We start from the raw sequence: 25,797 nt of genomic DNA, 5'->3' as shown, positions 1-25,797 counted from the left end.
CCGAACAACGGAGTTCGCATGTCCGACAGGCGCCGAAGACACCGCAGACCGCGCCTCCGCACCAGCCTGGCCGCCGTGCTCGCCGCGACCCTCACCACCACCGCGTGCGCCATCGGACCCGGTGGCATCAACGGCTCCATCCCCGTCGACCCCGCCTCGTTCCCCGCAGGCCCGATCGAGGTCGTGGTGCCCTACGAGGCAGGCGGCGGCACCGACCAAATGATCCGAGCGCTCACTCAACCGGTCGGTGACGAGCTCGGCTCGGAACCACTGGTCGTGCTCAACCAACCCGGCGGCGCCGGCACCATCGGAACGACCCGGGTGGTCGCCGCCTCGCCGGACGGCCACACGCTCGGGTTCATCGCGGGCGGCCCCGTCACCGTCCAACCGCACTACGGCCGCACGATCTACTCCTACGACGACGTCACACCGATCGCCCGGATCGCCGTCGCCCCCATCGTGCTCGCCGTCCCCGCCGATTCGCCGTGGAACACCCTGGACGATCTGCTCGACGACGTCCGCGCCACGCCCGGATCGGTGCGATACGCCTCGACCGGCGCGGGGAATCCCGCGAATCTGGCCATGGAGAAACTCGACATCGCCGCCGACGTGGAGACCACCCAGGTCCCCTTCGAGAGCAGCGCCGAGTCCGTCACCGCGGTTCTCGGCGGCAACGTCGAGGCGGCCGCAGGCTCACCGGCCGGATTCGCTGCATCGGTGCAATCCGGTGATCTACGGATCCTGGCCAATCTGGGCAGTGTGAAGGGAACCGGTTACGAGGACGTCCCCACCCTGCGCGAGTCCGGCTACGACATCGCCACCGACATCACCTCGGGTTTCATCGCCCCCAAGGACATCCCCGACGAGGTGGCCGCCGAGATCGCCCAGGCGATCGGCACCGCCCTCGAAGACCCTGCGGTGCGCGAACAGATCGAACTCAGCGGCGCCGTCCCCCGATTCGGTGACTCCGCCGACTACGCGGCCGACATCGCCGCCGAATACCGGGACAACGGGGAGGTGCTTCGTGCGGCCGGACTCCTCTGACCACGCCCGAGGGTCGGGCCCCGACCCAGCAGGCGCCGAACCGCCGTCCGAACCGGCGGCCCGCAGACTCGGACGGACGGCATCGCTTGCCGTCCATCTCGGCATCACCCTGGTCGGAGTGCTGGGGATGCTCTTGGCCCTGCACGCGGGCATCGGATCGCTCTCCGCTCCCGGCCCGGGACTGTGGCCGTTGGCAGCGGCATCGCTGGCCACGGCGGCCGGGCTCGGCACGGTGGTCCAGACGATCCTCGGGGCTCGCGCCACCGCACTGAACGGCTCGATGAGACCCGCCATCGGCCTCGGACTGGCAATCCTGTTCGTGCTGTTGTTCAGCTTCGTCAGCGTGATCGTCGCGCTCGTGGTCGTCTTCGCGCTGTGGACCCGACTGCTCGGCGAGATGCCCTGGCCTTCGGTGGCCCTCTGGACGGTGCTGGGCGCCACATTGCTCTACCTGCTCTTCGGCGTGCTGATCGCCACGCCGTTCCCCGCCCCGCTGACCGTGATCCCGTGAAGGAGGCGATGTCATGACCGACGCGATTCTGCAGGGCTTCGCCGTCGCCCTGGAGCCTGGCAACCTGCTCGCGGTGCTCTTCGGCGCCGTCCTGGGCATCATCGTCGGCGTCCTACCCGGGCTGGGGCCCATCACGACGATCTCGCTGCTGATCCCCTTCACCTACAGCATGTCCCCCGAGACGGCCATCATCCTGCTGGCTGGCGTCTACGCAGGCGTCATGTACGGCGGCACCGTCACGTCGGTGCTGCTGCGGCTCCCCGGCGAGGCGGCCTCCGTCGTCACCGCGATCGACGGCTACGAGATGGCCCGCCGGGGACGGGCGGGCCCGGCGCTGGGGATCTCCGCGATCGGTTCGTTCATCGGCGCGACGGTCGCCCTGATCGGCCTGACCTTCTTCGCACCCGCTCTCGCCGACTTGGCATTGCAACTCGGCCCGCCCGAATACGCGGCCCTGGCGGCACTCGGACTGCTCTTGATCGCCTATATCGGCAGCGGCTCCTTCGCCAAGGCCATGGTGGGCACGGGGGTCGGGCTGTTCCTGGCCACCGTCGGCCTCGACCCGGTGTCCGGTGCCGTTCGCTTCGCGGGTGATTCACTGCAGCTCGTCGAGGGTTTCGACGTCGTGGCCATCGTGTTGGGTCTCTTCGGTATCGGCGAGGTGCTCTACAACCTGCGGCCGGGAACGAGCCAGGGCACCCTGCAGACCACGAGGATCGGTCGCGTGTGGCCCACCCGGGGCGATCTCAAGGCGAGTCGTGGGCCGATCGCCCGAGGGTCGATCATCGGCACTCTCGTCGGGCTGGTGCCCGGCGGCGGTGGTCTCGTCTCCTCGCTGGTCAGTTACGGCGTCGAACGTCGCGTCGCGAAGCACCCGGCGACCTTCGGCAAGGGCGCCATCCAAGGCGTCGCCGGTCCGGAGACGTCGAACAACGCCTCGTCGACCTCGGCATTCGTACCGCTACTGAGTCTGGGCATCCCCTTCAATGTGACGGTGTCGCTGCTGTTCAGCGTGCTGCTGGTCCATGGCATCACTCCCGGACCGCAGCTGGTGGACGAGCACCCCGACGTCTTCTGGGGCGTCATCGCGTCGATGTACATCGGCAACATCGTCCTATTGATCCTGAGTCTGCCGCTGATCGGGATCTTCGTTCAGATCCTCCGCCTGAAATTCAGTGTGCTGGCGCCGCTCATCATCACCGTGAGCCTGATCGGCCTCTACACGATCGACAACAACACCTGGAGCATGTGGGTCGCGATCAGCTTCGGCGTCGTCGGCTACTTCATGCGGCTGTGGGGTTTCCCGCTCGGCCCGATGGTGCTCGCTTTCATCCTCGGCGAGATCCTGGAGACGGCGCTGCGTCAATCGCTGATCCTGTCCGACGGCGGCTTCGGCATCTTCGTCACTCGCCCTGGCTCGCTCACGATCCTGCTCGTCGCGCTCGCGATGATCGGGTTCTCGGTGGTCGGCGCGGTCCGCCGTAGACGTTCCCGACGCGCCACGGCGGGCGAGGAGCAACGGGCGACTCAGTCCGGCTGATCGAGACGGTGCTCCGCGTCCAACAGCCCGGCCGACTCGGCACGGGCGGCGCGGAGCACCGCCGCGACCGCAGCCGATGGTGAGCCCGGCGCGTAGACCACCGCCAACGGCACATCCAGATCCAGTCCCAGCGGCCGGAACACGACATCGTCCCGGCTGTGATCGACGAACAGGAAGGGAAGGACGGCGACCCCGTTGCCCGCCGCGATCATCGCCAGCTGAGCCCACATGTCGTCTGCGGTCAGAATGCGCCGAGGCGAGCATCGGGCGTCGGAGAACAGCCTGATCAGCTCGTCGTAGAACAACGGATTCCGATCTCGGGGCGCCATGACGAAGTCCAGTCCGTTCAGGTCCGCCAGCTCGACGACATCGGCCCGGGCGACCGGGTGTTGGCTCGGCACAGCCGCATAGAGCGGTTCGTTCATCAGCGGTTCCAAGGCCAACCCGGCAGGCGCCTCCCTCCCGCGCAGGATTCCCGCCTCGAGCTGCCCATCGACCAGCAATCGAAGTTGGGTGTGGCTACTCGACGGATGCAGGGTGACCTCCACCTCGGGGGTCTCGGCCCGCACCGCCCGCAGGATCCGAGGCATCAACACCCGCATCGCCGGATTCACCGAGCCGACTCGAATCGACCCGACACGCCCCGCCGCCGCATCCTGAGTCGTGCGTTCCAACCGCACCAGGTCGGCGAGGAGCTGCCGGGCCCCCTCCACCAGAGTCTCGCCCGCCGGGGTGAGCCGACTGCGACGGGTGGTCCGCTCGATCAGCCTGCCGCCCACCGATCTCTCCAAGCGCTGCAGCGTCTGACTCAAGGTCGGTTGCGAGATCCCGAGCCGCTCGGCCGCTCGACTGAAGCTGAGCTCGTCCGCCAGCACGGTGAAGTACTGCAGGTCACGCATGTTCAGCATGCCCTGATCCTGCAGTACCGCATCCATACGACCTCGCTGAGGCCGTCGCAGTATCGAGCCGTGTGCTCCTCCCCCTGTCAGTGCCCTCGCCGCCAGACCTCTCAGCGTGGTCGTCCGTCTCCTCCGCATCCGAAGAGTGATTCCCGCGCGATGCTCCCCGCCGTCCGTCACCCCGGCGCGCCGCGCCACGGGTGGCATCGGCGACAACCACACCCCCATCATAACTGTCCGTGTTCATTGGGTCACCCTCCGATAGTCGCGATGCGACACGATGTGCAAGGAGGGATTGCGTGTTCCAGAAACTGGTATGGACCTTCGTCAAGGTGGCGGCGAAGAAGGAAGTCATCAAGGCCGTGGGCGAGCAGTTGCGCAACAACGAGCAGGTACGGGAGAACCTGAAGACGTTGGCGATCTTGGCTGTGCAGGCAGCGCAGACCGTGCAGTCCATGCAGGACTCCCTCAAGGCGGGCGCCACGCAGCAGACCGGAGGCACCAAGTGAGTGCAGAGGCCGCTACCGAGATCAACGCGATCGACATGGGACAGCTGCTGCTGTTCCTGGCCGACCACGGATTCGCCGCGCAGGTGGGGTCCTGGGTCAGCGCCGAGACTCCGAACCAGCCCCTTACCGGGCAACAGCTGCTGACCGTCCTGGACGAACAGGAACTACAGGTGGTGGCGAGCGAGGCAGGCATGAGCGTGCTTGAGTACGCCGAACAGCTCGCCCGAGAGCTGCCCGAGGCCGCCAATGCCGTGACTCCCGACGGTGAGCTGCCCGAGGACGAGGAGTTCCGGCAGCACGCGGTGAATTTCGACAAGCAGTAGCGGCCACGGGCTGCTAGCCGTACAGCCGCAGCCCCGGCTTCCCAACCCGCGCGTCGCACCGCAGTGCGGTGCCGGGGCCCGGGTTGGGTGCCGGCCCGCTGACGCACATCTCACCAGCTCGCCGTTTGATCCCACCGGCACGTCGTCCGGCTTGACGCCATATGCAGGCCCCGACGCCTGCCCCCTCGCCCGTCACTCGGGTCGGGGATGCCCTACCTCCGCGGCAGCCGTGGTTGCCTCGCGATCTCCATGGCGATCGACGGAACACCCGCAGGTGCCGACCGAATCGCGTTCGCCTGCGGTGAAATCGCAGACTTCGGAGCGGTTCGGCGACGTCGAACTCCGAGGTGACGGACGTCCCCTGCCAGACGCCCTGGACAGCTCGCGCCACGAAGCAGCGTCGCTCCGCCAGCCAGTCCGAGTGTGCCTACTTCACCAGCGGTTTTCAGTCTCGCCCGACGGCGGTTCGGTAGAATCCGCGATCGCGACGAACACGACGCCACCACGGCTGAGAGGCGCCCGACGCGCCGCCGCCGTCGGCGGAGAAACACTGGGAAAGGACGCCCGTGACCACGCCGGTCGAGACACTCGAGTTCCAGTCCGAGGCCCGCCAGCTGCTCCAGCTGGTGATCCATTCGATCTACTCGAACAAGGACACCTTCCTGCGGGAACTGGTATCCAACGCGTCCGATGCCCTGGACAAACTGAAACTGGAGACCTATCGCGACAAAGACCTCGAGGCCGACACCTCCGACCTGCACATCGCGCTCGAGGTCGACAAGGAGAACCGCACCCTGACAGTGCGCGACAACGGAATCGGCATGACCCGCGACGAGGTCGTCGGTCTGATCGGCACCATCGCCAAGTCGGGAACGGCGGAGTTCCTCCGCAAGCTCAAGGAGTCCCAGGACGCGGCGGGCTCCCAGGACCTCATCGGGCAGTTCGGAGTCGGCTTCTACTCCAGCTTCATGGTCGCGGACAAGGTCACCCTCGTGACCAGGCACGCCGGGGCGGCCGAAGGCGTTCGCTGGGAGTCCGGTGGTGAGGGGACCTACACCATCGGGCCCGCCGAGGACGCTCCGCAGGGCACCTCGGTAATCCTGCACCTCAAGCCCGCCGACGCCGAGGACCGCCTCTACGACTACACCTCGCCCGCCAAGCTGCGCGAGGTCGTCACCCGCTACTCCGACTTCATCACCTGGCCGATCCGGTTGGCCGCCGACCCCGTCGAGCCCGCCGACGATGCCGCCGAGGCCGACGCGGAACCCGCGAAGCCGGAGACCATCAACTCGATGAAGGCCTTGTGGGCACGTCCCAAGGACGAGGTCACGCCCGAGGAGTACAGCGAGTTCTACAAGCACGTCAGCCATGACTGGAGCGACCCGCTCGAGACGATCCGGCTGCACGCCGAGGGAACCTTCGAGTACCAGGCCTTGCTGTTCCTGCCCTCCCGGGCACCGCTGGACCTGTTCATGCGGGAGAGCAAGCGCGGCGTTCAGCTGTATGTGAAGCGCGTCTTCATCATGGACGACTGCGAGGACCTCGTCCCCGAGTACCTGCGGTTCGTCAAGGGTGTCGTCGACGCGCAGGACCTCTCGCTCAACGTGTCGCGGGAGATCCTGCAGCAGGACCGCCAGATCCAGCTGATCCGTAAGCGCCTGGTCAAGAAGGTGCTGTCGACGATCAAGGACCTCAAGAACAAGGACGCCGAGAAGTACGCGACCTTCTGGTCGGAGTTCGGGCGGGCACTCAAGGAAGGGCTGCTCTCCGACTTCGACAACCGCGAGGCCATCCTCGACGTCTGCTCGTTCCCCTCCACGCACGATGCCGAGCAGCCGACCACGCTGCGCCAGTACGTCGAGCGGATGAAGGACGGCCAGGAGCACATCTACTACCTGACCGGTGAATCCCGGACGAGCATCGAGAACTCCCCTCACCTGGAGGCGTTCCGCGCCAAGGGCTACGAGGTGCTGGCCCTGACCGACCCGATCGACGAGATGTGGGTCGACTCCATCGACGGCTTCGACGGCACTCGGTTCCAGTCGATCGCCAAGGGCCAGGTCGACCTCGACAGCGACGAGGAGAAGAAGACCTCCGAGTCGGAGCGTGCGCAGCGGGAGAAGGACTTCGCGACGCTGCTCTCCCGGATGTCGACGACCTTGGAGTCCGAGGTGAAGGAGGTCCGGCTCTCGTCCCGGCTGACCACCTCGCCCGCCTGCATCGTCGGCGATGCAGACGACGTCACGCCGACCCTGGAGAAGATGTACCGCGCCATGGGGCAGGACATCCCGAAGGTCAAGCGCATCCTGGAGCTGAACCCGACCCACCCGCTGGTCACGCGGCTGCGCACCGCACACGACGAGGAGTCGGACGACAACGACGCCCTCGCCGAGACCGCGGAGCTGCTCTACGGCATGGCGCTGCTCGCGGAAGGCGGCGAGCTGACCGATACGGCACGGTTCACCAAGCTGCTGGCGGGGCGGCTGGAGAAGGCGCTCTAACTCGGATTCGCTCTTCGAGCCCCGGTGGTCGTCGCGTTGGAGTTCTCGCGACCGACCACCGGGGTTCGATGCGTTTTTCGGTCTTTGCGGGGTTGGTCGGGTGGTTTGACGAGCATTGATTTTGATTGACACTGAAGCAATAGCTATGTATATATCCACCCCCATCGTGGGCCTATCGATACGTAGCTCGGCGTGAAAAATCCGGTGGACCGACCGGGGCGATGTCCTAGGCTCCCGTGTCGTGAGCAGTGCAACAGCGGTGGTGACCGGGGCGGCCAGCGGCATCGGGCGGGCTCTGGCGGAGACGCTGGCGGCGCGCGGGGCCGACCTCGTCTTGGCCGACGTGAACGCTCCTGCGTTGCAGGAGGTCGCGGACCGGCTGGGCGCGCGGGCGGTTCCGACCGATGTCGCGGTGCCCGCCGCCGTCGAGGAACTGGCCGAGGCTGCGGGAGACGCGGAGTTGATCTGTCTCAACGCGGGGATCGTCGGCGCGTACGTCGGTGCACCGTGGGAGGTGTCGCCTGCGGATTGGGATCGGGTGTTCGCGGTCAACGTCGGCGGTGTCGTCAACGGACTGCGCGCCTTCGTGCCCCGATTGCTGGCGGCGGCGCGACCGGCGCATCTGCTGATCACGGGCTCACTGGCAGGCGCGGCGACGTTCCCGGGCGGCGGCGCCTATGGGCCGTCCAAGCACGCGGTGTTGGCGGTCGCCGAGCACACCGCGCTGGCCCTGGCCGATACGCCGATCGGCGTCAGCGTGATCTGTCCGGCTCTGGTGTCCACCGGGATGTCCGACGCCGGGGTCGCCGCGTCCGAGGTGGCTCGCCAGGCGCTGACCACCATCGAGGATGGGACCTTCGCGGTGCTGCCGGCTGAATGGCGGCAGTCCGTGGTCGCAGGCGCCACCCGATTGGCGGCCGGACAACGACCGGTGGCCCCGACGCCCACAGAGTCGTCGACCGACTGACGCGAGCGCTCGGAGCGAGCTATTGCTGTGGGCGGGACGCAAGGCGCGTCCCGCCCACCTCGCTATCAGACTCCCGCGATCGAGCTGATCCAATCGCGGTAGCGGGTGATGTCGGTGTAGAAGGACACCGTGGCGCGGTCACTCGTGGAGGCCACGCCGATCTGGTAGTACTGGCCGTCGATCGGGCTGGTGGCGAACATCGGGCCGCCGGAGTCACCGCCTGCGGCGATGCCGTTGATCCGGCTCACGCCGACGGCGATGCCACCCAGCCAGTCCCGCGCGTTGAGGCTGTCGACGCGGGTGTCGGCGTACTTGAGCTCACGCGACTGGCAGGCTCCCTCGTTGCCGGTGCAGGTGGCACCCCAGCCGTACAGCTGGACGGTCTGGCCGACCTCGGCGGCGCCGACCGTTCCCAGCGGGGAGAAGGGAACCGATACCGCCTGGTCGATTCGGACCAGCGAGATGTCCGCCGAGGGGTGGTGGATGATCTCGTCGACGCCGACGATGGTGCCGCCGCTCTCGGCGTCGAGACTGCCGACTCGGAAGGTGATCTCGGCACCCGCACCAACACAGTGCTGGGCGGTCAGAATCCACTCGGGTGCGATCACGGTAGCCGAGCAGGATCCCGATCCGCCCCGGTACAGCCGGGCCGCCCAGGGGGCGTCGGTGGCGATTCCGCCATCGATGATGAAGGTCTGCGCACCGCCGTCTGCAACGGTGTCGGCTGCGGTCTCGGCCGAGGCGCTGGGAACAACTGTGGTCATCGCGACCACTGACAGCAGCGCGATACCAGCTCGCGCCGCTGCGGAGAAAACCCGGTGAAGCCGCATGGGTTCGTCACCTCATTCAGATTTCAACTTAGGCAGGGGCGCTGTGAAGCATCGCCCGAGCACGAGGTTCGGAACACCGACAAATGGTCCGCAGCCATTCGGACGCACCCATTTGGGCTTCTTCGATCCGCCGAACAGCGCAACAAGCGGTATCGGGTGGCCCATCGACCGCCCCATCGCCGGCAGGTATCGAGCACTCCCCACGCGTGGTCCGAACGCTCATCACCTGGTCTGACTACGCGCGATCGGCTTTGACTCGCCAGTGGGACCGACTACCGACCTCGAAGGCCGGCGCCTCGAGATCTTCACCTGCTCGCCACGAACGAGGGCAACCCGAATTAATCCGAACAGCCCAGTAAGGGGTCCACCACGGCGCAACCGGTCAACGAGACCGGAGGATCAACGATCTGCGCAGTCCCCGGAACTCGGCCACCGCGAACACAGCCACGATCACGGCGCCCAGCACGAGGAATGCGGTGCCCGCTGCGGTGAGAGGCAGCACATCGGCGACGGCGAGCACCAGCAACGCCACGCAGAACACCGAGTTCCCCGCCACCACGGTGCCGCCCAACCGCGCGGGGATCTGCGGATAACCCGCGATAAGCCCCAGAGAAGCCGCGCCGCCCAACATCGCGATTCCGAACGCCACCGACCAGGCCACGGGGAGCCCGAGGGGTTCGGCCAACCAGCCGCCGCCGATCAGCATGAACACCCCGAACAGACCGGTGCCCCAGGCATCGAAGCGCAGGGTTGCGCGCAGCAGCGCCGAATCGTCCGGCGTCGCTCGGGTCGGTTGGGCCGCGGTCGTCATGTCCATCCGGATCTCCTTACATCTCGTCGGCGGCCGATGCCTGCCGTGGCCCGAACACTGGCACCTCTCGGGGCATCGACTCCATGACCTGTGAGGTCATGGCTGTGCCGACTTCGGCCCGAATACGCTGCCGAGAATGGATGTGGAACAGCCGTCGCGGGCAGGAACGCTGCTACGCCGATGGCGACAGCGGCGCAGGCTCAGCCAACTCGACCTGGCCCTGCTCGCCGACACCTCGACCCGCCATCTGTCCTGTGTGGAGACCGGCCGGGCGCGCCCGAGCCGGGCCATGGTGCTGCGGTTGGCCACCGCCTTGGACATTCCGCTGCGAGAGCGCAACACCATCCTGCTCGCCGCCCACCACGCTCCGGAGTACCGAGAGAGCAGCCTCACCGACGAGGCCATGGCGGCGGTGCGTGCAGCCCTCGACATGATGTTGGAATCACACGAGCCCTACCCCGCCGTGGTGGTCGACCGGCATTGGAACCTGGTGGCGGGTAATCGGGCGCTGACGGTGTTGACCGACGGCATCCCGCCGTCGCTTCTCAGTCCCCGACCGAACGTGTTCCGGCTGACCCTGCACCCGGACGGTTTGGCGCGCAGGCTCGCCAATGCCTCCGAAGTACGGGAGTACTTCCTCGAGAGACTGCAGAGACAGGTCGAGGCCACTGGGGACCCCGAATTACAGGAGCTGCATGAAGAGGTCCTGCGCTACCCCGTGCCGTCGACCACCGACGATGACCTGGCAGAGGCCGGGCAGACCAGTCCGATTCAGGTCCCGTTACGCGTTCGCACTCCGCATGGCGTGCTGTCGATGTTCGGCACCATGGCCACCTTCGGCGCCCCTGCCGACGTGACACTCTCCGAGCTTGCGATCGAGCTGTTCTACCCCTTGGACGATCGCACCGCGAAGGCGCTGCGCAGTCTGGCGGAGGTGTCTCGGTAGCACGGACAGGCTCTTCACATCTGATGAACGTGTAGAGGCGAACACCTGGAGTACGTCATCATATGATCATGAGGAGTTCATTCGAGGAAGTGCTCACGCTTCAGCAAAGCTGGACCTCCGAGAACACTGAAGAGATGCACCGTCGAGGGATGTTAATTCGCAACGAGATACCGAAGGTAATTCGCCACCATCGGAACAGCCGACCAGGCACGGACGGCGACACCGAAGCGCTCGAAGTGGCTGGCAGTGACGGGGCCGGGCGCAAAACGATCATTCCCTGGGTTCGAATCTTCTCACCCGCTCGGTCGCCATCGGCAACCAGAGGTTGGTACCTGGTCTATCTGTTCGGCGCCTCCGGAAAGTCCTTATATTTATCCTTGATACAAGGAACAGCCAAATGGGGCAACGGCTCCCTCGTCAGCAGACCCGCCGATGAATTGTCCCGACGGGCAGAATGGGCGCGTGGGGTCCTCGCGGCCGAGATCACCGACAGTCCACTCGTGAAGCAGATCTCCCTCGACACCACCGCACAACTCGGCCGGGGCTACGAGCTGGGCAACGTAGTGGCTTTCCGCTACGCCCGAGGGCACCTACCCGCCGACGACGTGCTGCTTCGCGATCTCAACTTCATGGAACGGCTCCTGGAAATTCTCCATGGAGCGCTCGATTCCGCGCTGTCAATACCGGGAGAGCCTGCGCCCGAGGTGTCCGACGCAACGATCGCCTCGCGCAACATCGCACGCGCCAGAGTTGATGGGCCGAGATTTCGGCTCTCAGCGGCCGAACGGATCGCAATCGAGCGCCGAGCAGTGCAATTGGCCTCCGCCCACCTGATCTCTCAAGGATTCGCTGTTCGCGACGTCGGTGCCACCCATTCCTACGACCTCGACGTGACGCGGTCGGATTCCCGTCTCTTCGTCGAAGTGAAAGGGACGACCACCGATGGTGCAGAGATCGTACTCACAGCCGCCGAGGTGGAACTACATAAGAAGGAGTACCCACACAACGCCTTGATCGTCGTGACGAATATCGCGTTGGATTCAACGAGCGTGCCTCCGGTCGCCATCGGCGGCACGCTGTACATGATCCGGCCGTGGGAGGTCTCGGAAGCGGCACTACGCCCTATCTCCTACCGGTACTCGCTCGATCAGCACGATCGTGGCCGTCCGTCTTGAGGCCGTCCTCTAATGCGGAGGACAGTGCGATGGCCTAGCTCGCCCTCCGATCAGGGGTTTCTCCGACATCCCACGCTACCGCGCAGCACCCCGATATCCCGATCAGCCCAGACAACCCGCCTACAGTGTTCGTCGGCGGCCGGAAGAACCGTGGCTGGTCTGGGTGGATCAAGGGGGCGAACACTTGGGTGGCGAGGTGCGGCGGCGGGTCTCGATGGCCGACGTGGCTCGGTTGGCCGGGGTGTCGTCGCAGACGGTGTCCAGGGTGTCCAACGGGCATCCCGGCGTCGTCGAGTCGACACGGCGGCAGGTGGTGGCGGCGATGGAGGAACTCGGTTACCGGCCGAACAGCGCCGCGCGGGCGCTCAAGCGCGGGGAGTTCCGGACCATCGGGGTCATTCTGTTCACGCTGTCCACCACGGGGAACGTGCGGACCCTGGAGGCGATCGCCGCCTCGGCCGCTCAGCAGGGTTATGCGGTCACGTTGCTGCCCGTGATGCTGCCTACCCAGGATGCCGTGCGCGGCGCGTTCACCCGGCTCGACGAGCTCGCCGTGGACGCGATCATCATCATCCTGGAGGTCCATCTGTTGGATGCGGTCACGATCTCGTTGCCCCGCCACGTGCCGATCGTGGTCGCCGCCTCGGCCGCCGACGACCTGTACAACGTGGTGGACACCGATCAGATCGGTGGTACGCGGACCGCAGTGCAACACCTGCTCGATCTGGGTCACCGGACCGTCTGGCATCTGGCGGGGCCCGATGAGTCGTTCGCCGCGCGAGCACGGGCAGCGGCCTGGCGCGACACCCTCGTCGAGCACGGGCGGGCGGTGCCCGCCGTCGTGCACGGTGATTGGTCGGCGGAATCGGGTTATCGGGCGGGCCTGGAATTGGCTGCCGAGCCTGCGTGCACCGCGATCTTCGCTGCCAATGATCAGATGGCTCTGGGGTTGCTGCGCGCGTTGCACGAGGCGGGCCGGGCGGTGCCCGCGGAGGTCAGTGTCGTCGGATTCGACGACATCCCGGACGCGGCTTCCTTTCTCCCGCCGCTGACCACGATCCATCAGGATTTCACCGAGGTGGGGCGACTTCTGGTGGAGGGCGTGCTGCAACAGATGCGCGCGGGGAGCACCGAGTCGGGTCGACGTCTGGTGCCGACGCGGTTGGTGCGGCGAGACAGCACGGCGCCGCCCCGTCGCGACCACTGAACCGTTCCCGCGCCGTCGCACCCGATTCGGCTGCAGTCAAGGCGAAAGGCGGCCGGAACCAACGCAGGCCCGGCCGCCTCGCCCGCGTGGCTCAGTTCGGTTGGTCGGAGGCCGGAGCGCCGCGCCGCAGCACCACCACTCCCCTGGGCTCCAGTTCCACGGGCACCGCATCCTCCGCAGCCGACGGCAGCGCCGGTCCGCTGGTGGCGACCAGCACCCGGCCCAGCTCGCCGGGAACCGCGATGGGCTCATCGGTGCGGTTCACCAGGAACCAGAACTCGTCGTCGCCGGTGGTGCGCACCGTCAACTCCACGTTGCCACGCACCGAATCCGGAAGTTCGCTCTCCACCCCGGCCTGCGCCAGCAACCCCGCCAGCACGCCCTGCAGTCCGGCCGGGCCGAGCCGGGTGGACACATAGGCGGCCGAGCCCTCGCCCACCGGGCGGCGGGTGATCGCGGGCGATCCGGCCAGGTCTCCCTCGGCATAGCGGGCGAGGACCTCGACGTCGGATTCGACGCTGCTGATGCGATCCCGCCACAACGACCCGACCGCGTCCTCGTCGTCGAGGTCCAGGCGCACGGTCTGGCCCTCCAGCAATGGGGCGAACTCCTCGATCCGGATGCCGAGCAGCTCGCGCAGCGCACCCGGGTAGCCGCCGAGCCACGCATGGTCGTTCTCGTCGACGATTCCGGAGAAGTAGGTGGTGACCAGGTGTCCGCCCGCCTGGACGTAGTCGGTGAGCCGGTCGCGCAGCGCGGCGGGAACCACGTTGAGCACCGGGGCGACGACCAGCTCGTAACCGCTCAGGTCGGCGGCCAGCGGGACGACGTCGGCGCGAACCCCCAGGGCCAGGAACGCGGTATACCAGTCGAGCGCCTCCCGGTGGTATCGCAGCAGCGACGTCGGGTGCGAGTCCTGTTCGCTGGCCCACCAGGAGTCCCAGTCGAAGACGATCGCGGCCCGGGCACCGGCGCGGGTGGATCCCGCGATCGGTGCCAGGTCCCGCAGCAGCCCGCCGAGGCGGGTCACCGAGCGGAAGACCTCACTGTCGGCCCCGGCGTGCGGAACCATCGCCGAGTGGTACTTCTCTGCGCCGGCAGCCGACTGCCGCCATTGGAAGTAGCAGACCGCGTCGGCACCATGGGCCACATGCAGCAGTGAGTCCCGAGCCAGTTCCCCCGGTCGCTTCGCCAGGTTCACCGGTTGCCAGTTGACCGCGCTGGTCGAGTGCTCCATGAGGAACCACGGCCGCCCGCCCGCCAGACCGCTGGTGAGGTTGGCCGAGAACGACAGCTCGTCGATCGCCTGCGGCCCAGGAATGACGTAGTGGTCGTTGGAGACGAAGTCCACCTCGGCGGCCCAGTCCGCGTAGTTCATCCCCTTGGTGCCGCCCATGACCATGAAGTTGGTCGTCACCGGCACGTCCGGGGTGATGCGACGCAGCTCGTCGCGCTCCACCCGCAGGTATTCCTTGAGTGCGTCGGAGGAGAACCGCTTGAAGTCCAGCTGCTGGGTGGGATTGGGATGCGAAGCGGCCTGACGCGGCGGCAGGACGTGTTCCCAGTCGGAGTAGCGCTGCGACCAGAACGCCGTCCCCCAGGCGTGGTTGAGGCCGTCGATGGTGCCGTAACGAGCCCGCAGCCACACCCGGAACGCGTGGGCCGCGTCGTCGGAGTAGTCGTAGACGTTGTGGCAGCCCAGTTCGTTGGAGACATGCCAGGCAACCAACGCCGGATGGTCCCGGTAGCGCTCCGCGATCCGGGTGACCAGCTTCAGGGCGTGCATCCGGAAGATCGGCGAGGTCGGCCGCCAGTGTTGCCGGGCACCGGGCCACAGTGTCTCCCCGGTCCGCGTGACCGGCAGGATCTCGGGGTGCATCGCCGCCAACCAGGGCGGGGGTGAGGCCGTCGCGGTGGCCAGGTCGACGGAGATCCCGTTCGCGTGCAACAGGTCCATCGACTCGTCGAGCCACTCGAAGTCCCATTCGTCGAGCGCGGGTTGGATGCGCGCCCACGAGAAGATGCCCAAGGAGACGATCGTGACGCCCGCCGCCCGCATCAGGGCGACGTCCTCGTCCCACACCTCGCGCGGCCACTGGTCCGGGTTGTAGTCGGCGCCGAAGGCCAGGCCCGGGGTGGAGCCATCCGGTGCGCGCAGCCAGCTCGGGGTGGTGCGGTGGGACATGAAGATCCTGATCCTTTCGCGATGCTCTTCCGGCGGTGTCGGCCTGTCGCCGCGGTTCATGGAGGCAGACCGGTCACTCCTGGACGTCGAAACCCTGGTCGGCGCCATAGGACCTCGAGGACTGCTGCCATCTCTGGAGTCCCTCGGTCAACGGCAGATCCGAGACGTAGGACTGGCCGACGGTGTCGTTGAACACCGAGTTCGCATAGGCCTGGTACGGCAGGTAGGTCCAGTCGTCGGCGACGTCGGCCGCCGCGGTGGCGAAGATCTGGTTAGCCTGCTGGCCACCGAAGTAGTCGAGTTCGGCGTCGAGGAATTCCTCGGATTCCAGATCGGCCACGGTCGCGGGGAACGCCCCACCGTCCAGCCGGGCGCCCACGCCCGCGCCGGTGGTGACGTAGTCGATGAAGGCGTAGGCCAGCAACTTGTTCTCGCTGGCCTGGGGGATGGTCAGTCCGCTGCCGCCGTTCTCCGCGCCCGCGTCGACGCCCTCCTCCCATTGCGGCAGGGGCGCCACTCGCCAGGAACCCGCGCCGGAGGGCACCCCGGATTCGAAGTTGGCGGGCATCCAGGCGCCGGTGGCGAGCGTGGCGATGGTGCCCTGGGCCATGCCCTGGTACCACTGGTCGGTCCAGGAGTCGATGGGCGCGAGCAGGTCCTCGTCGATCAACTGCTGCCAGATCTCGATGTAGCGCGCGGTCCCCTCATCGGAGAAGTCGATGCCCACGCTGGTGCCGTCCACGTCGTAGGGTCGCCCGCCCGCCTGCCAGATCAGGCTGGTGGTCAAGCCCGCGTCGCCGATGTCGCTGGTGATGTAGACGTCGGGGTCCGCCTCGTTCAACGCGCGGGCCGCGTCGAGGTACTCGTCCCAGGTGGTGGGGACCTCGACATCGTGTTCCTCGAAGACATCCTGGTTGTAGAACAGCGCCATCGGGCCTGAGTCCATCGGGAGGGCGTGGACTCCGTCCGCTGCACTGACCGCGTTCCACGGGCCGGGAGAGAAGAGCTCTTCGAGCTCGGTGGCGCCGAATCCGCTCAGGTCGGCGACGGCCTCGGTCACGACGAACTGACCGAGGGCGAAGTATTCGATCTGCGCGACATCGGGTCCGCCCGCGCCCGCCGACACCGCGTTCTGGACCGCGGTGTACTGATCGGGGCCGGTTCCGACATTGACGAGTTCGACCTCGACCGCCGGATACTCCGCCTGGAAGTCGGCGGCGGCCTGTTCCAAGGTGGGTTCCCAGGCCCACACGGTGATCGTCCCGCCCTCGTCGAGCGCGGCCTGGATCTCCGCAGGTGTCGCGCTGCTGGGACTGTCCTCGCCCGGGGAGCTGCAGGCGGTGAGGCCGAGCATGGCCACGCAGGCCACGCCGAGCCCGCGCACGACGTGCCGGGTGCTGGTGTTCATGATCGCCTCGCTTCGTCTCTTCGTCGCGTCGAGCACCTGCGTCGGACTCGGTTCGCGGGCCGCGCCCGGGCTGCGCGAGTGGTTCACTCCTTGACGCTTCCGGCGGCAAGCCCGGACTGCCAGTACCGCTGAAGCAACAGGAATGCGGCGATCAGCGGGGCGATGGTGATCAGCGACCCGGTGATGACCAGGTGGAACACCACCTCGCCGCCCGCCGTCGATGCCTGCGCGTTCCAGGAGTTCAACCCGAGGGTGAGCGGGAACCAATCGGGGTCCCGGATCATGATCAGCGGCAGGAAGTAGTTGTTCCAGGTGGCGACCGTGGTGAACAGCAGCACCGTGACCGTGCCGGGGGCCAGCAGCGGCAGGCTGACCCGTAGGAAGCTGCGGATCTCCCCCGCGCCGTCGATCCGAGCCGCTTCCAGCAGATCCCGGGGAACGGCCTGGGCCGCGAACACCCACATCAGGTAGAGGCCGAACGGCGAGATCAGCGAGGGGATGATCACCGCCCACGGCGTGTTCGTCAAGCCCAGCTGACTGAACATCAAGAAGGTCGGCACCGCCAGTGCGGTGCCCGGCACGGCGACCGCACCGATGACCACCGCGAACACGGCACGTTTTCCCGGGAAGTCGAAGATCGCCAGCGCGTAGCCGCCGAGCACCGCGAGCAGCGTGGCACCGCCCGCACCGACCACGACGTACAGCAGGGTGTTGCCCAGCCAACGGCTGAACACGCCGTCGTCGTAGGTGAAGGTGGCGACGATGTTGTCCAGCAGCGCGAAGTCCTCGCCGAACCAGAGCCCGAAGGAGTCGAACAGACCGGCTGGCGTCTTCGAGGCGTTGATCAGCAGCCAGAACAGTGGAAGCAGGCTGTAGATCAGGACGAGTCCGGTGAGGACGGTGAGCAGCACGCTGCGCCGGGGTTTCCGGGTGGTGCGGCTGCGCTGCCGGGGCTGCTGCGGTCGCAGGCGAACGGCGGCCGAGGAGCGATCACGTCGGGCGGGGGCGGTGGGGTTTCCGCTTGTCATGACCTCACGCGTCCTTTCGTAGGCCGCGCAGCTGCACCGCGTAGGCGATGACCATCGTCACCAGGCCCATCAGAATCGCGACGGTCGCCGCGTAGTTCTGCTGTTGAGCGGCGAAGGACAACGAGTAGGTGTAGAGGTTGGGCGTGAAGTAGGAGCTGATCGCGTTCGGGGCGAGGCTCTGCAGGATGCTGGGCTCGTTGAAGAGCTGGAAGCTGCCGATGATCGAGAAGATCGTGGCGATGACCAGTGCGCCCCGGATGGCCGGGAGCTTGATCGCCGCGATGACCCGGAATTGGCCCGCGCCGTCGATCTGCGCGGCCTCGTAGAGCGAATGTGGGATCACCCGGAGCGCGGAGTAGAAGATCAGCATGTTGTAGCCGATGAACTCCCAGGTGACGATGTTGCCGATCGAGGCGAGCACCAGATCCGAGGACAGCGGGCTCGGTAAGGAGATCCCGAACACCTCGTTGATGTTGCCGACCAGACCGAATCGGTCGCCGTACATGAAGCCCCACATCAGCGCGGCGACCACTGCCGGAACGGCATACGGCAGGAAGATGGAGATGCGGAAGAAGTTCTTCCCATAGAGCCGTCCGCTGTCGATCGCCAACGCCACCAACAGGGCGATGCCCAGCATGATGGGGACCTGGACGACCAGGAAGAGGGTGACCCGGCCCAGTGCGGACCAGAACTGGGGGTCCGCGATGGCCCGCTGGTAGTTCTCGAATCCGACGAAGAGATTCCCGCCGACCATCCGGTCGCGGAACAGGCTGAGATAGATCGAATAGCCCAATGGTGCCAGGAACACCAGGGTGAACACGATCATGAATGGGGCGAGGAAGCCCCATCCGGTCCAGACCTGGCGATCGGCGTGTCCGCTCGGCGGTCGCTCACGCACCGGTCTGGTCGCTATCGATGACGGCGCTGTCATTCGGCTCCCTCGTTCCCACCGCCCGGAGCTTCCTCGCCATCGGGTCGGCCCGATGTTTACGTAACCATCGGTGCGGTGGATGCTGTCACCGCAGTCAGGGACCGTCAAGAGCGTTCCGCAGTCGACCGATCAGGACCAACGACGACGACCGCGCCGGCGTCGAGCGCGGGCGCGGTCATCGGTTCATCGTGAGTCACCCACCCGCCGACCTCGTCTTTCACCGCTCCGGGCCGAAGCGGTGGGGCACCGGGAAGATGCGGCTGGGTCGACCGGTTCGGTGTGCCCCGGCGGCGCGAATCGTGTCCTCGGACAACGACCGAGACCGGCCAACCCTTCCGGCGACGCCGATTATTCCTGCAGATCGGCCCAGAAACCGCACCGGTGATCGGCTCGACCGTCCACCGGCCCGACGCCGCCGTCGCCCGGCGCCAACGCCTGGATGTACGCCGAGTCACCGGCGTCGAACGCGGGCCACTCGGGCCCATCGGCCTGCCCCGGATCGCCGGTCGCGGCGAACGCCGCCCAGTAATCGATCATCTGACCCGCCAAGGCGTGTTGCTCGGGCGACATCTGCGCCTCGAAGCCGCCGAGATCGAACAGCGACCACAACTCCGAGGAGTGGTAGGCACCCATCGGCATCGACGGGGGCAGCGGCGACAACGCGGGCGCGTCGGGGTCGGCGAACTCGTACTGGAACACCGGGACCTCCCGGGCCAGTTCCTCGGACGTGTCGTACTGGGTGCAGGTCCACTTCCGGTCCGTCACGATCGCGGCCCAGGCCTCGGCCGCGGATCCATACGAGGACAGCGGGTACCGGGCCTCCACCTCGGCTCTATCGGCCCCGAAGGTCTCGGTCAACACCGCGTCGTAGGTCTCGGCACTCATCGGTTGGCCGCTGTCGTACATCGAGGTGGCCAGCGTGGCCTCGTTGCGGGTGTGTCCGCTCAGCACCGGAACCCGGTGGAACTCACCGGACCGCAGAGCCTGCGCCGGTTCCACCGGCAGCACCTCGGTCCCGTAGGCGGGCAGGATGAAATCGGTCAGCTTCGAACGCACGGTCTCCACGGGCAGCTCCCGCAGACACTCGATCACCGCCGGATCCTCGCCCGTGCACCCCAGGTCGCCTGCAGCCTGTCGGCCTCTGTCCTGCACCTCGGGCAGCGATTCGAAGATCGCACTCGCAGGCTGACCGCGGTATTCGGCGTTGCGGGGCCAGTCGAGATCACAGGACCCGCTCTGCATGACGACCTTGTCGAACAGCTCGACCGAGGAGGGTGCGGTCAACTGCGCGCAGGCGCTGATCGCGCCCGCGGACTGGCCCGCGAGGGTGATGTTGTCCGCATCCCCGCCGAACTCGGCGATGTTGCGCTGGACCCAGGACAGCGCGGCCTGCTGATCGCTCAAGCCGAAGGTGCCCGAGCCGGGCATCCCCGGATGCCCGAAGTACCCGAAGATCCCGAGCCGATAGTTGACGGTCACCACGACGACATCGCCGCGTTCGGCGAGCCGCCCGGCGTCGTAGTTGGACCCGGCGCCCATGAAGAAACCACCGCCGTGCACCCAGACCACCACCGGTCTCGACTCCGACGACTCGGCTGCGGGCCGAGTGATATCGAGATAGAGGCAGTCCTCGGTGGCGCTGCCCTCCGGTAGCTCCCCCGGGTCCTGCACACAGGCGGGGCCGGACTCGGTCGCCTCCCGAACGCCGGACCACGACCGAGGTGGCTGCGGCTCCTCCCAACGCAACTCCCCCACCGGCGGTGCGGCGAACGGGATCCCCTTGAAGGTCAGCAGCTCGTCGTCGATCGCTCCTCGCACCGCGCCGTTCTCGGTCTCCACCTCGGTGTCGCTCCGAACTCCGGCCTCGGCCGACGCCCCGGCGGGGTCCGCCGACACGGCCTCGCCGCCGCCACAGGCCGCGAGGAAGCCGCCCGCCACCCCGATTGCTCCCGCGAGCGCCAACGGAGCTCGCCAACGCCACGTCCTGATCGCCATCGTTGTCCTCGGCTAGTCGGTGTTCGCACTTCGATCTCACCCAGTGCAACCTGCGTCGACCGTCGGGCACCAGCGTCCAAAGCAGCGTCCGAGTACCAACGAAAGTAGGTGCGCTGTGGCGGGGACGCTGTCCTTGGTCGGTACTTTCAGCCGGTCAGACACCCGAGGCATGGCCACTGATCTAGCGTCACCGCCATGGCCACCTCCGCGCAGCTCCGAGGGCTGCTCCGCAGCCTCCTCCCGGAGCTGGCCGTGCTGTCGGGGGTCGTCGTCCTGCTGCTGGTGTTGCCGGGCCTGCTCCCTAGGGACCTGCCCGGTACCGAACCCACCGCCGGCGCGGTCGGTTTCCTCGTCGTCGCACTGGTGATCGGGCTGCGGCCGGGCACCGTGCGACAGTTCTGGCCACGATTCGCCTTCGTGACCGCAGGACTGGCCGTGTGGGTGTTGGCGGTGCCCGGACAGCTGAGCACCGCCGAGGATTCGACCAATGTGCTGATGGCCTTGGCGCCCGCGTTCCCCACCTATGCGGCGACCCTCTATGTCCGGGATCGGCGACGGGCGTGGTTCATGGTCACGCTGCTCACCGCCATCGCCGTGAGCCCGTGGTCGGACTCCCTCGCCACCACGGCCTCCGGCGTCCTCTACGTCTGCACACCGATGCTCTTCGGTTTCTATCTGGCCGCGCGCGAGATGCTGGTGCGCACCCTGACCGAGCGCGCCGAGATCGCCGAACAGGAACGCGACCTGCTGGCCGATCGGGCCAGGACGGAGGAACGTGTCCGGTTGGCCGCCGAGCTGCACGATGTCGTCACCCGCCGGATCAGCCTGATGGTGCTGCACGCGGGTGCGTTGCGGATCACGGCGATCACCGAGGCCACGAGGAATGCGGCCGAGCACGTCCGCGCCGCAGGCTGCACCGCGCTGGCGGAGTTGCGCGATGTGATCGGTGTCCTGCGCACCGCGGCCACCCCTCCGGAAGCGGTGCCCGAGGCCGAGGAGGACCAGTCCGCCGGGCGACGGGCGGTGCCCGTGGTTGCACCGCCGGTGGACGGCCGCGATGTCTCGGTCGGCGTGGTAGCGCTGCTGCTCACGGTGACGCTGACCCTGGTCGTGGCGGGCTGGCACGCTGCCCTGGCCGGGAGCTGGGTCTTTCCCTGGTGGGAACTCGTCGTCCAGCTCCCGACCGCCGCCGTGCTCGTCCTACGCCGTCGCCATCCGCAGCTGGTCACCGCCATCACGTTGATCAACACCGTGGGGCTGCTGGGACTCGCGTTGCTCGGACCGACGTCGGTGCCGCCCGCCGGTGCGCTCGTTCTCCTGGTCCCGGCGGCGACGCCGTTGGCGACCTATGCCGTCGCCGTCCATTCCCGACGCCCGGTCGTGGCCACGGTCTCGGTGCTCGCGCTGATCGTGGTGGCGTCCCGACCGTGGGAACCACACCTCTCGGTGGCCACGATCGCCTCGGTCTTCGTCGGGTTGCCCTCGGTGGTGGGGCTGTATGTCGCGGCGCGACGGCGCCTGATCGCCGCTCTCGTCGAGCGTGCCGAGCGAGCGAGCCGGGAGCAGCGGTTGCGGGCCGATCGGGCCCGGGCCTCGGAACGCACTCGGTTGGCCGAGGAGATGCACGACATCGTGATCGGCAGCGTGCACGACATGCTGGCTCGCACCGGGCCGCTGAGCGCGGCCGCATCGACGGAGACCCGGGCCGCGGCCACCGATCTGATCGACAACGGTAGGCAGGCGCTCGACGAGCTCGACGAACTGGTCGGCGCCCTGCGGGCGGCTGACGTGTCCTCGGTTCCGGAGGCCGCCGAGCCAGGAGAACCGGGGCTTCGCCGCCTTGTCGAGGAATCGGCGTCGGTCGGGTTGCCCGCCGCACTCCGCGTGGCGGGCAACCCCGGCCTGGTGTCACCCACCGTGGCACGAACCGTCCATCGCACCATCGCCGAGGCACTGACCAATGTCCGCAAACACGCGTACGGCGCCGATGTCCTGGTCCGGGTGCATTACGAGGTGCACCGCGTGCGGGTCGAGGTCCGCAATGGTCGCCCGCCACGCGAATCGGCGCACTCACATCGGGGTGATCCGCAGCTCGCCGCCGTGGGTTCGGGCACCGGGCTGCTCGGGGTACGGCATCGAGTCGAACTCATCGAGGGAACCCTGCAGGCCGGTCCGACGGAGGAGGGTGGATTCCTCGTCGATGCGATACTGCCCGCGCAGGTACCGACTTCCAGCCCGGCAGTGGAGGGATCACACCGATGAGCTCCCCGCCGATCCGGTTGCTGATCGTCGACGACGAACCGATGGTGTGCATGCATCTGCGCACGATCCTGGATTCCGCCGCCGATATCGAGGTGGTCGATCTCGCCCACGATGGGGCCTCGGCGGTGGACTCCGTCCGACGGCATCGACCCGATGTCGTCCTGATGGACCTGCGGATGCCTGGAATGGACGGGTTGGCCGCGACCGAACACATCCGATCCGAGCAGGACGCTCCGGTGGTCGTGGTGTTGACGACCTTCGATGCCGACGAGTACGTGCTCCGCGCATTGCGGGCGGGCGCCGCAGGCTTCCTGGTGAAATCGACCCCGCCGGAAGATCTCATCAGTCTGGTGCGGGTGGCCGCCGCCGGTCACACGGTGCTCTCCCCGGAGGCCACTCGTCGATTGCTCACCGCCTCGACCACGGAGCGACGACACAAGGAGCAGGCCGAGCGGTTGGTGGCCGGGCTGACCGATCGGGAACGAGACGTGTTGGTGTGTCTGGGCGAAGGCCTGTCCAACGCTCAGATCGGACGCCGGCTGTTCCTCACCGAGGCGACGGTCAAGGGATACGTGTCTCGGACGCTGGCCAAGCTGGGGTGCACCAACCGCACCCAGGCTGGGCTGGCCGCCTACGACGCGGGATTGGTCGACAGCTGAAACGTCGCCTCGCGCAAGCGGGTTCATCGACCGGAAAGTAACTTTCGCCCCGGCGAGAGGCTCCCTTCGGGTGACCGCCGGAAGCGGATCGATCCCTCTTTCGGCCCAGCATCGACCCGGCACTCAGAACACAGATTAACCCTTTATGATGAACAGTGATCATTTAGCGGACATGTCGGATCCGGCCGTGCATAGTAGAAGAGGCAAATCGAGCAGCCCGCGAGGAAAAGCATGGATCTAATTCCGCATCGCACTATTATGATTTCTGCTTCACCGGAATCGCCGGTTCGCTGGGCGACTGCCACCTAACTGGGAAGCTTCCTCCCTCATCCCCTGCAGCATCTTCCTCAGAAATGGATTTACCATGGACACGGCCGCGCTGGAACGCGTCAAGCTTATCTTCTCCCTGTTCGATGTCGACGGATCGGGAAACCTCGAGTCCAACGATTTCGAACTTATGTCGGATCGGGTCCTCGAAGCGATCCCGGAGGCCGCAGAGGAACGCAAGAGCGCTTCCGTCGCCTCATTCCGGCAATGGTGGTCGACGTTGGCCGCGGAGCTCGACACCAATAACGACAACGTCATCACCTTCGAGGAATTCGCGGCCTGCGTGTTGTCTCCGGAGCGTTTCGAGGAGACCATCACCGAGTTCGCCGGCGCGCTCACCACGCTCGGAGACCTTGACGGCGACGGCCTGGTCACTCGGCCGAATTTCGTCTCGATCATGATCGGCATCGGGTTCGCGCTCGAGAACATCAACGCGCTCTTCGCGGCGTTGGAGCCCAACGAGGCCGACCAGATCACCGTCGAGAGCTGGGACATCGCCATCAAGGACTTCTACCGGCCGGACAAGTCCGATATCCCCGGTGACCGTCTCGTCCCGCAAGGCTGACCAGCGGCGACGGTGCGGGAGCGGCGGGCTGCCGCTCCCGCACCGATCTTCGCACGCGGCGCCGCGCTATCACGCCACGTCGCCCGCCGTCCGATGACCACGGCCGAGTCGTAGTCCCAACGCAGGCACTCCGGCCTCCGAACGGCGCCCCACCATGCGCAGCGCCGTGGGGTTCCAGCCAGTGATCTGCCACCGCTCGGTCATGTCCGTCCGCGTCCATGTCAGGACGCGGACGCCCTGTGTAGACCCCGGAGGATCAGTGCTTCCGAGAACCGATAAGACCGGTGGAATCGACGCCGGTGTAGGCAGAACCGCGCTGTTGATCGCCGCAGCCAGATCCATCGAGACCAACCGGGCCGACAGCCTCGCCCAGGACCCGCTGGCCGAGTTCCTCGTCCGGGCGTCGCCCGATACCGAGGGCTGGCCGTTGCGCATCGAGGACGTGCCCGGCGGTGACACCAACGCTTTGTGGGGACGATTAGGCCGCTATTTCGGCCTCCGAACGAGATTTCTCGACGATTTCCTATTACAGTCGGTGCAGGCTGGCAATAAGCAGGTCGTCCTACTGGGCGCCGGGCTCGATTCCCGCGCATTCCGCTTGGAATGGCCGTCGGATTGCACGGTCTACGAACTCGATCAATCCGAGGTTCTGCGGTACAAACAGCGGGTCTTCGATTCGGTGGATGCGACACCACGCTGCGACCGACGACAGATAGCAATCGATCTCCACGAGGATTGGCCTGCCAGGCTGCTCGCGGAGGGATTTCTACCCACCGCGCCCACTGCGTGGCTGGTCGAGGGTCTGGTGTTCTACCTGTCCCCGGCCGCCGAACTGCGTCTCTTCACCGCCATCCACGAGTTGACCGCCCCAGGTAGCACGCTGGGATATGAGATCAGGATTCTTCCGGAACCCCCCGAAGTCCGGAACAATGCCATGTACTTCACCGCGAAACAGCAGCTCGGCATCGACCTGCAGGGGTTGTTCGTCGTCGATGGCAGGCCGGAACCGGTGGACGAGATGAACCAGCGAGGCTGGTCGACGACGGTGCACACGCCGTTCGATCTCACCCGGCGCTACGGTCGAGGCCCCACCCCGGTCCAGCATGATCCGTTGGACCACAACCGATTGATCCTCGCCTACGCGCCGCAGCGACAGTCCGCCGATTGATCACAG

The 25,797-nt window shown here is 67.1% G+C and carries 23 protein-coding genes; 14 read left to right on the top strand and 9 right to left on the bottom strand.

The annotated features are described in order from the left end of the window. Positions 1-18 precede the first annotated feature (18 nt). From BKA25_RS12250 to BKA25_RS12240, 3 genes are read left to right on the top strand one after another with little or no spacing between them, the layout of a single operon-like run. Positions 19-1,044 carry a tripartite tricarboxylate transporter substrate binding protein gene (locus BKA25_RS12250; RefSeq protein ID WP_084643046.1) on the top strand — a complete coding sequence of 342 codons (1,026 nt, stop codon included), beginning with the start codon at positions 19-21 and terminating at the stop codon, positions 1,042-1,044. Then, a complete protein-coding gene (locus tag BKA25_RS12245) occupies positions 1,025-1,555 on the top strand; it encodes a tripartite tricarboxylate transporter TctB family protein (protein WP_216637724.1) in 531 nt (176 codons plus the stop codon). The genes BKA25_RS12250 and BKA25_RS12245 overlap by 20 nt, the downstream gene beginning before the upstream one ends. A 13-nt stretch (positions 1,556-1,568) precedes the next feature. Next, the gene (locus tag BKA25_RS12240) at positions 1,569-3,095 is read left to right on the top strand and encodes a tripartite tricarboxylate transporter permease (RefSeq protein WP_069849721.1); all 1,527 of its coding nucleotides are present in this window, start codon (positions 1,569-1,571) and stop codon (positions 3,093-3,095) included. Here the strand turns inward: BKA25_RS12240 and BKA25_RS12235 are convergent. Next, positions 3,083-4,003, bottom strand: coding sequence for a LysR family transcriptional regulator (locus BKA25_RS12235; RefSeq protein WP_069853726.1), 921 nt, complete (start codon positions 4,001-4,003; stop codon positions 3,083-3,085). The two genes, BKA25_RS12240 and BKA25_RS12235, sit on opposite strands and share 13 nt — an antisense overlap. Positions 4,004-4,293: 290 nt before the next feature. Between BKA25_RS12235 and BKA25_RS28645 the strand changes: the two genes are divergently transcribed. The 4 genes from BKA25_RS28645 to BKA25_RS12215 all read left to right on the top strand — a co-directional run bounded on the left by BKA25_RS28645 (position 4,294) and on the right by BKA25_RS12215 (position 8,294). Continuing rightward, a complete protein-coding gene (locus BKA25_RS28645; protein ID WP_069849722.1) occupies positions 4,294-4,503 on the top strand; it encodes a hypothetical protein in 210 nt (69 codons plus the stop codon). Then, the gene (locus BKA25_RS28640) at positions 4,500-4,826 is read left to right on the top strand and encodes a YidB family protein (protein WP_069849724.1); all 327 of its coding nucleotides are present in this window, start codon (positions 4,500-4,502) and stop codon (positions 4,824-4,826) included. The genes BKA25_RS28645 and BKA25_RS28640 overlap by 4 nt, the downstream gene beginning before the upstream one ends. Positions 4,827-5,392: 566 nt before the next feature. Then, the gene (gene htpG, locus BKA25_RS12220) at positions 5,393-7,327 is read left to right on the top strand and encodes a molecular chaperone HtpG (RefSeq protein WP_069849725.1); all 1,935 of its coding nucleotides are present in this window, start codon (positions 5,393-5,395) and stop codon (positions 7,325-7,327) included. A gap of 241 nt (positions 7,328-7,568) precedes the next feature. Next, on the top strand, positions 7,569-8,294 hold the full coding sequence (locus BKA25_RS12215; protein ID WP_069849727.1) for an SDR family NAD(P)-dependent oxidoreductase: 726 nt from the start codon (positions 7,569-7,571) through the stop codon (positions 8,292-8,294). A 65-nt stretch (positions 8,295-8,359) separates the two neighbouring features. Here BKA25_RS12215 and BKA25_RS12210 read toward each other — a convergent pair whose 3' ends face one another. After that, complete coding sequence (locus BKA25_RS12210; protein ID WP_069849730.1) at positions 8,360-9,124, bottom strand: S1 family peptidase; 765 nt, start codon at positions 9,122-9,124, stop codon at positions 8,360-8,362. 382 nt (positions 9,125-9,506) lie between these two features. After that, the gene (locus BKA25_RS12205; RefSeq protein ID WP_216637725.1) at positions 9,507-9,941 is read right to left on the bottom strand and encodes a hypothetical protein; all 435 of its coding nucleotides are present in this window, start codon (positions 9,939-9,941) and stop codon (positions 9,507-9,509) included. Between the two features lie 130 nt (positions 9,942-10,071). Between BKA25_RS12205 and BKA25_RS12200 the strand changes: the two genes are divergently transcribed. From BKA25_RS12200 to BKA25_RS12190, 3 genes are all read left to right on the top strand, one after another. Further along, positions 10,072-10,881 carry a helix-turn-helix transcriptional regulator gene (locus BKA25_RS12200; protein WP_069849732.1) on the top strand — a complete coding sequence of 270 codons (810 nt, stop codon included), beginning with the start codon at positions 10,072-10,074 and terminating at the stop codon, positions 10,879-10,881. A gap of 68 nt (positions 10,882-10,949) precedes the next feature. Further along, on the top strand, positions 10,950-12,056 hold the full coding sequence (locus BKA25_RS12195; protein ID WP_172803797.1) for an MrcB family domain-containing protein: 1,107 nt from the start codon (positions 10,950-10,952) through the stop codon (positions 12,054-12,056). Positions 12,057-12,270: 214 nt separating this feature from the next. Then, the gene (locus BKA25_RS12190; RefSeq protein WP_069853728.1) at positions 12,271-13,263 is read left to right on the top strand and encodes a LacI family DNA-binding transcriptional regulator; all 993 of its coding nucleotides are present in this window, start codon (positions 12,271-12,273) and stop codon (positions 13,261-13,263) included. Positions 13,264-13,354: 91 nt separating this feature from the next. On the opposite strand, the gene BKA25_RS12185 is transcribed toward BKA25_RS12190, so the two are convergent. The 5 genes from BKA25_RS12185 to BKA25_RS12165 all read right to left on the bottom strand — a co-directional run bounded on the left by BKA25_RS12185 (position 13,355) and on the right by BKA25_RS12165 (position 20,810). Next, a complete protein-coding gene (locus BKA25_RS12185; protein ID WP_069853729.1) occupies positions 13,355-15,448 on the bottom strand; it encodes a beta-galactosidase in 2,094 nt (697 codons plus the stop codon). Between the two features lie 73 nt (positions 15,449-15,521). After that, positions 15,522-16,943 carry an ABC transporter substrate-binding protein gene (locus BKA25_RS12180; RefSeq protein ID WP_216637726.1) on the bottom strand — a complete coding sequence of 474 codons (1,422 nt, stop codon included), beginning with the start codon at positions 16,941-16,943 and terminating at the stop codon, positions 15,522-15,524. Next, complete coding sequence (locus BKA25_RS12175; RefSeq protein WP_069849736.1) at positions 16,940-17,884, bottom strand: carbohydrate ABC transporter permease; 945 nt, start codon at positions 17,882-17,884, stop codon at positions 16,940-16,942. The genes BKA25_RS12180 and BKA25_RS12175 overlap by 4 nt, the downstream gene beginning before the upstream one ends. Before the next feature lie 4 nt (positions 17,885-17,888). Continuing rightward, entirely contained in the window at positions 17,889-18,782 is an 894-nt protein-coding gene (locus BKA25_RS12170) for a carbohydrate ABC transporter permease (RefSeq protein ID WP_236750276.1), read from the bottom strand. A 381-nt stretch (positions 18,783-19,163) separates the two neighbouring features. Then, on the bottom strand, positions 19,164-20,810 hold the full coding sequence (locus tag BKA25_RS12165) for a carboxylesterase/lipase family protein (protein ID WP_084643050.1): 1,647 nt from the start codon (positions 20,808-20,810) through the stop codon (positions 19,164-19,166). A 195-nt stretch (positions 20,811-21,005) separates the two neighbouring features. On the opposite strand from BKA25_RS12165, the gene BKA25_RS12160 reads away from it, so the two are divergent. The 3 genes from BKA25_RS12160 (at position 21,006) to BKA25_RS12150 (ending at position 24,623) form a co-directional block, all read left to right on the top strand. Beyond that, positions 21,006-23,072: a sensor histidine kinase gene (locus BKA25_RS12160; RefSeq protein WP_157421094.1), complete on the top strand. Its 2,067-nt coding sequence runs from the start codon at positions 21,006-21,008 to the stop codon at positions 23,070-23,072. Further along, positions 23,069-23,731 carry a response regulator gene (locus tag BKA25_RS12155; protein ID WP_069849739.1) on the top strand — a complete coding sequence of 221 codons (663 nt, stop codon included), beginning with the start codon at positions 23,069-23,071 and terminating at the stop codon, positions 23,729-23,731. The genes BKA25_RS12160 and BKA25_RS12155 overlap by 4 nt, the downstream gene beginning before the upstream one ends. Before the next feature lie 364 nt (positions 23,732-24,095). Next, positions 24,096-24,623: an EF-hand domain-containing protein gene (locus BKA25_RS12150; RefSeq protein WP_069849741.1), complete on the top strand. Its 528-nt coding sequence runs from the start codon at positions 24,096-24,098 to the stop codon at positions 24,621-24,623. A gap of 69 nt (positions 24,624-24,692) precedes the next feature. On the opposite strand, the gene BKA25_RS27760 is transcribed toward BKA25_RS12150, so the two are convergent. After that, positions 24,693-24,827 carry a hypothetical protein gene (locus BKA25_RS27760; protein WP_257786021.1) on the bottom strand — a complete coding sequence of 45 codons (135 nt, stop codon included), beginning with the start codon at positions 24,825-24,827 and terminating at the stop codon, positions 24,693-24,695. Positions 24,828-24,882: 55 nt separating this feature from the next. Between BKA25_RS27760 and BKA25_RS12145 the strand changes: the two genes are divergently transcribed. Beyond that, positions 24,883-25,791, top strand: coding sequence for a class I SAM-dependent methyltransferase (locus BKA25_RS12145; protein ID WP_069849743.1), 909 nt, complete (start codon positions 24,883-24,885; stop codon positions 25,789-25,791). The last annotated feature ends 6 nt before the right edge of the window (positions 25,792-25,797 follow it).

The sequence above is a fragment of the Actinoalloteichus hymeniacidonis genome (assembly GCF_014203365.1).
Classification (GTDB): Bacteria; Actinomycetota; Actinomycetes; order Mycobacteriales; family Pseudonocardiaceae; genus Actinoalloteichus_A; species Actinoalloteichus_A hymeniacidonis.
This window is presented reverse-complemented; position numbering and strand designations above follow the sequence as displayed.

Coding starts and splice junctions, on each gene's coding strand:
- BKA25_RS12250 (WP_084643046.1), top strand. CDS start 19: ATGTCCGACAGGCGCCGAAGACACCGCAGACCGCGCCTCCGCACCAGC.
- BKA25_RS12240 (WP_069849721.1), top strand. CDS start 1,569: ATGACCGACGCGATTCTGCAGGGCTTCGCCGTCGCCCTGGAGCCTGGC.
- BKA25_RS12235 (WP_069853726.1), bottom strand. CDS start 4,003: ATGCTGAACATGCGTGACCTGCAGTACTTCACCGTGCTGGCGGACGAG.
- BKA25_RS12210 (WP_069849730.1), bottom strand. CDS start 9,124: ATGCGGCTTCACCGGGTTTTCTCCGCAGCGGCGCGAGCTGGTATCGCG.
- BKA25_RS12205 (WP_216637725.1), bottom strand. CDS start 9,941: ATGGACATGACGACCGCGGCCCAACCGACCCGAGCGACGCCGGACGAT.
- BKA25_RS12200 (WP_069849732.1), top strand. CDS start 10,072: ATGGATGTGGAACAGCCGTCGCGGGCAGGAACGCTGCTACGCCGATGG.
- BKA25_RS12195 (WP_172803797.1), top strand. CDS start 10,950: ATGAGGAGTTCATTCGAGGAAGTGCTCACGCTTCAGCAAAGCTGGACC.
- BKA25_RS12190 (WP_069853728.1), top strand. CDS start 12,271: ATGGCCGACGTGGCTCGGTTGGCCGGGGTGTCGTCGCAGACGGTGTCC.
- BKA25_RS12185 (WP_069853729.1), bottom strand. CDS start 15,448: ATGTCCCACCGCACCACCCCGAGCTGGCTGCGCGCACCGGATGGCTCC.
- BKA25_RS12175 (WP_069849736.1), bottom strand. CDS start 17,884: ATGACAAGCGGAAACCCCACCGCCCCCGCCCGACGTGATCGCTCCTCG.
- BKA25_RS12165 (WP_084643050.1), bottom strand. CDS start 20,810: ATGGCGATCAGGACGTGGCGTTGGCGAGCTCCGTTGGCGCTCGCGGGA.
- BKA25_RS12160 (WP_157421094.1), top strand. CDS start 21,006: ATGGCCACCTCCGCGCAGCTCCGAGGGCTGCTCCGCAGCCTCCTCCCG.
- BKA25_RS12155 (WP_069849739.1), top strand. CDS start 23,069: ATGAGCTCCCCGCCGATCCGGTTGCTGATCGTCGACGACGAACCGATG.
- BKA25_RS12150 (WP_069849741.1), top strand. CDS start 24,096: ATGGACACGGCCGCGCTGGAACGCGTCAAGCTTATCTTCTCCCTGTTC.
- BKA25_RS27760 (WP_257786021.1), bottom strand. CDS start 24,827: ATGACCGAGCGGTGGCAGATCACTGGCTGGAACCCCACGGCGCTGCGC.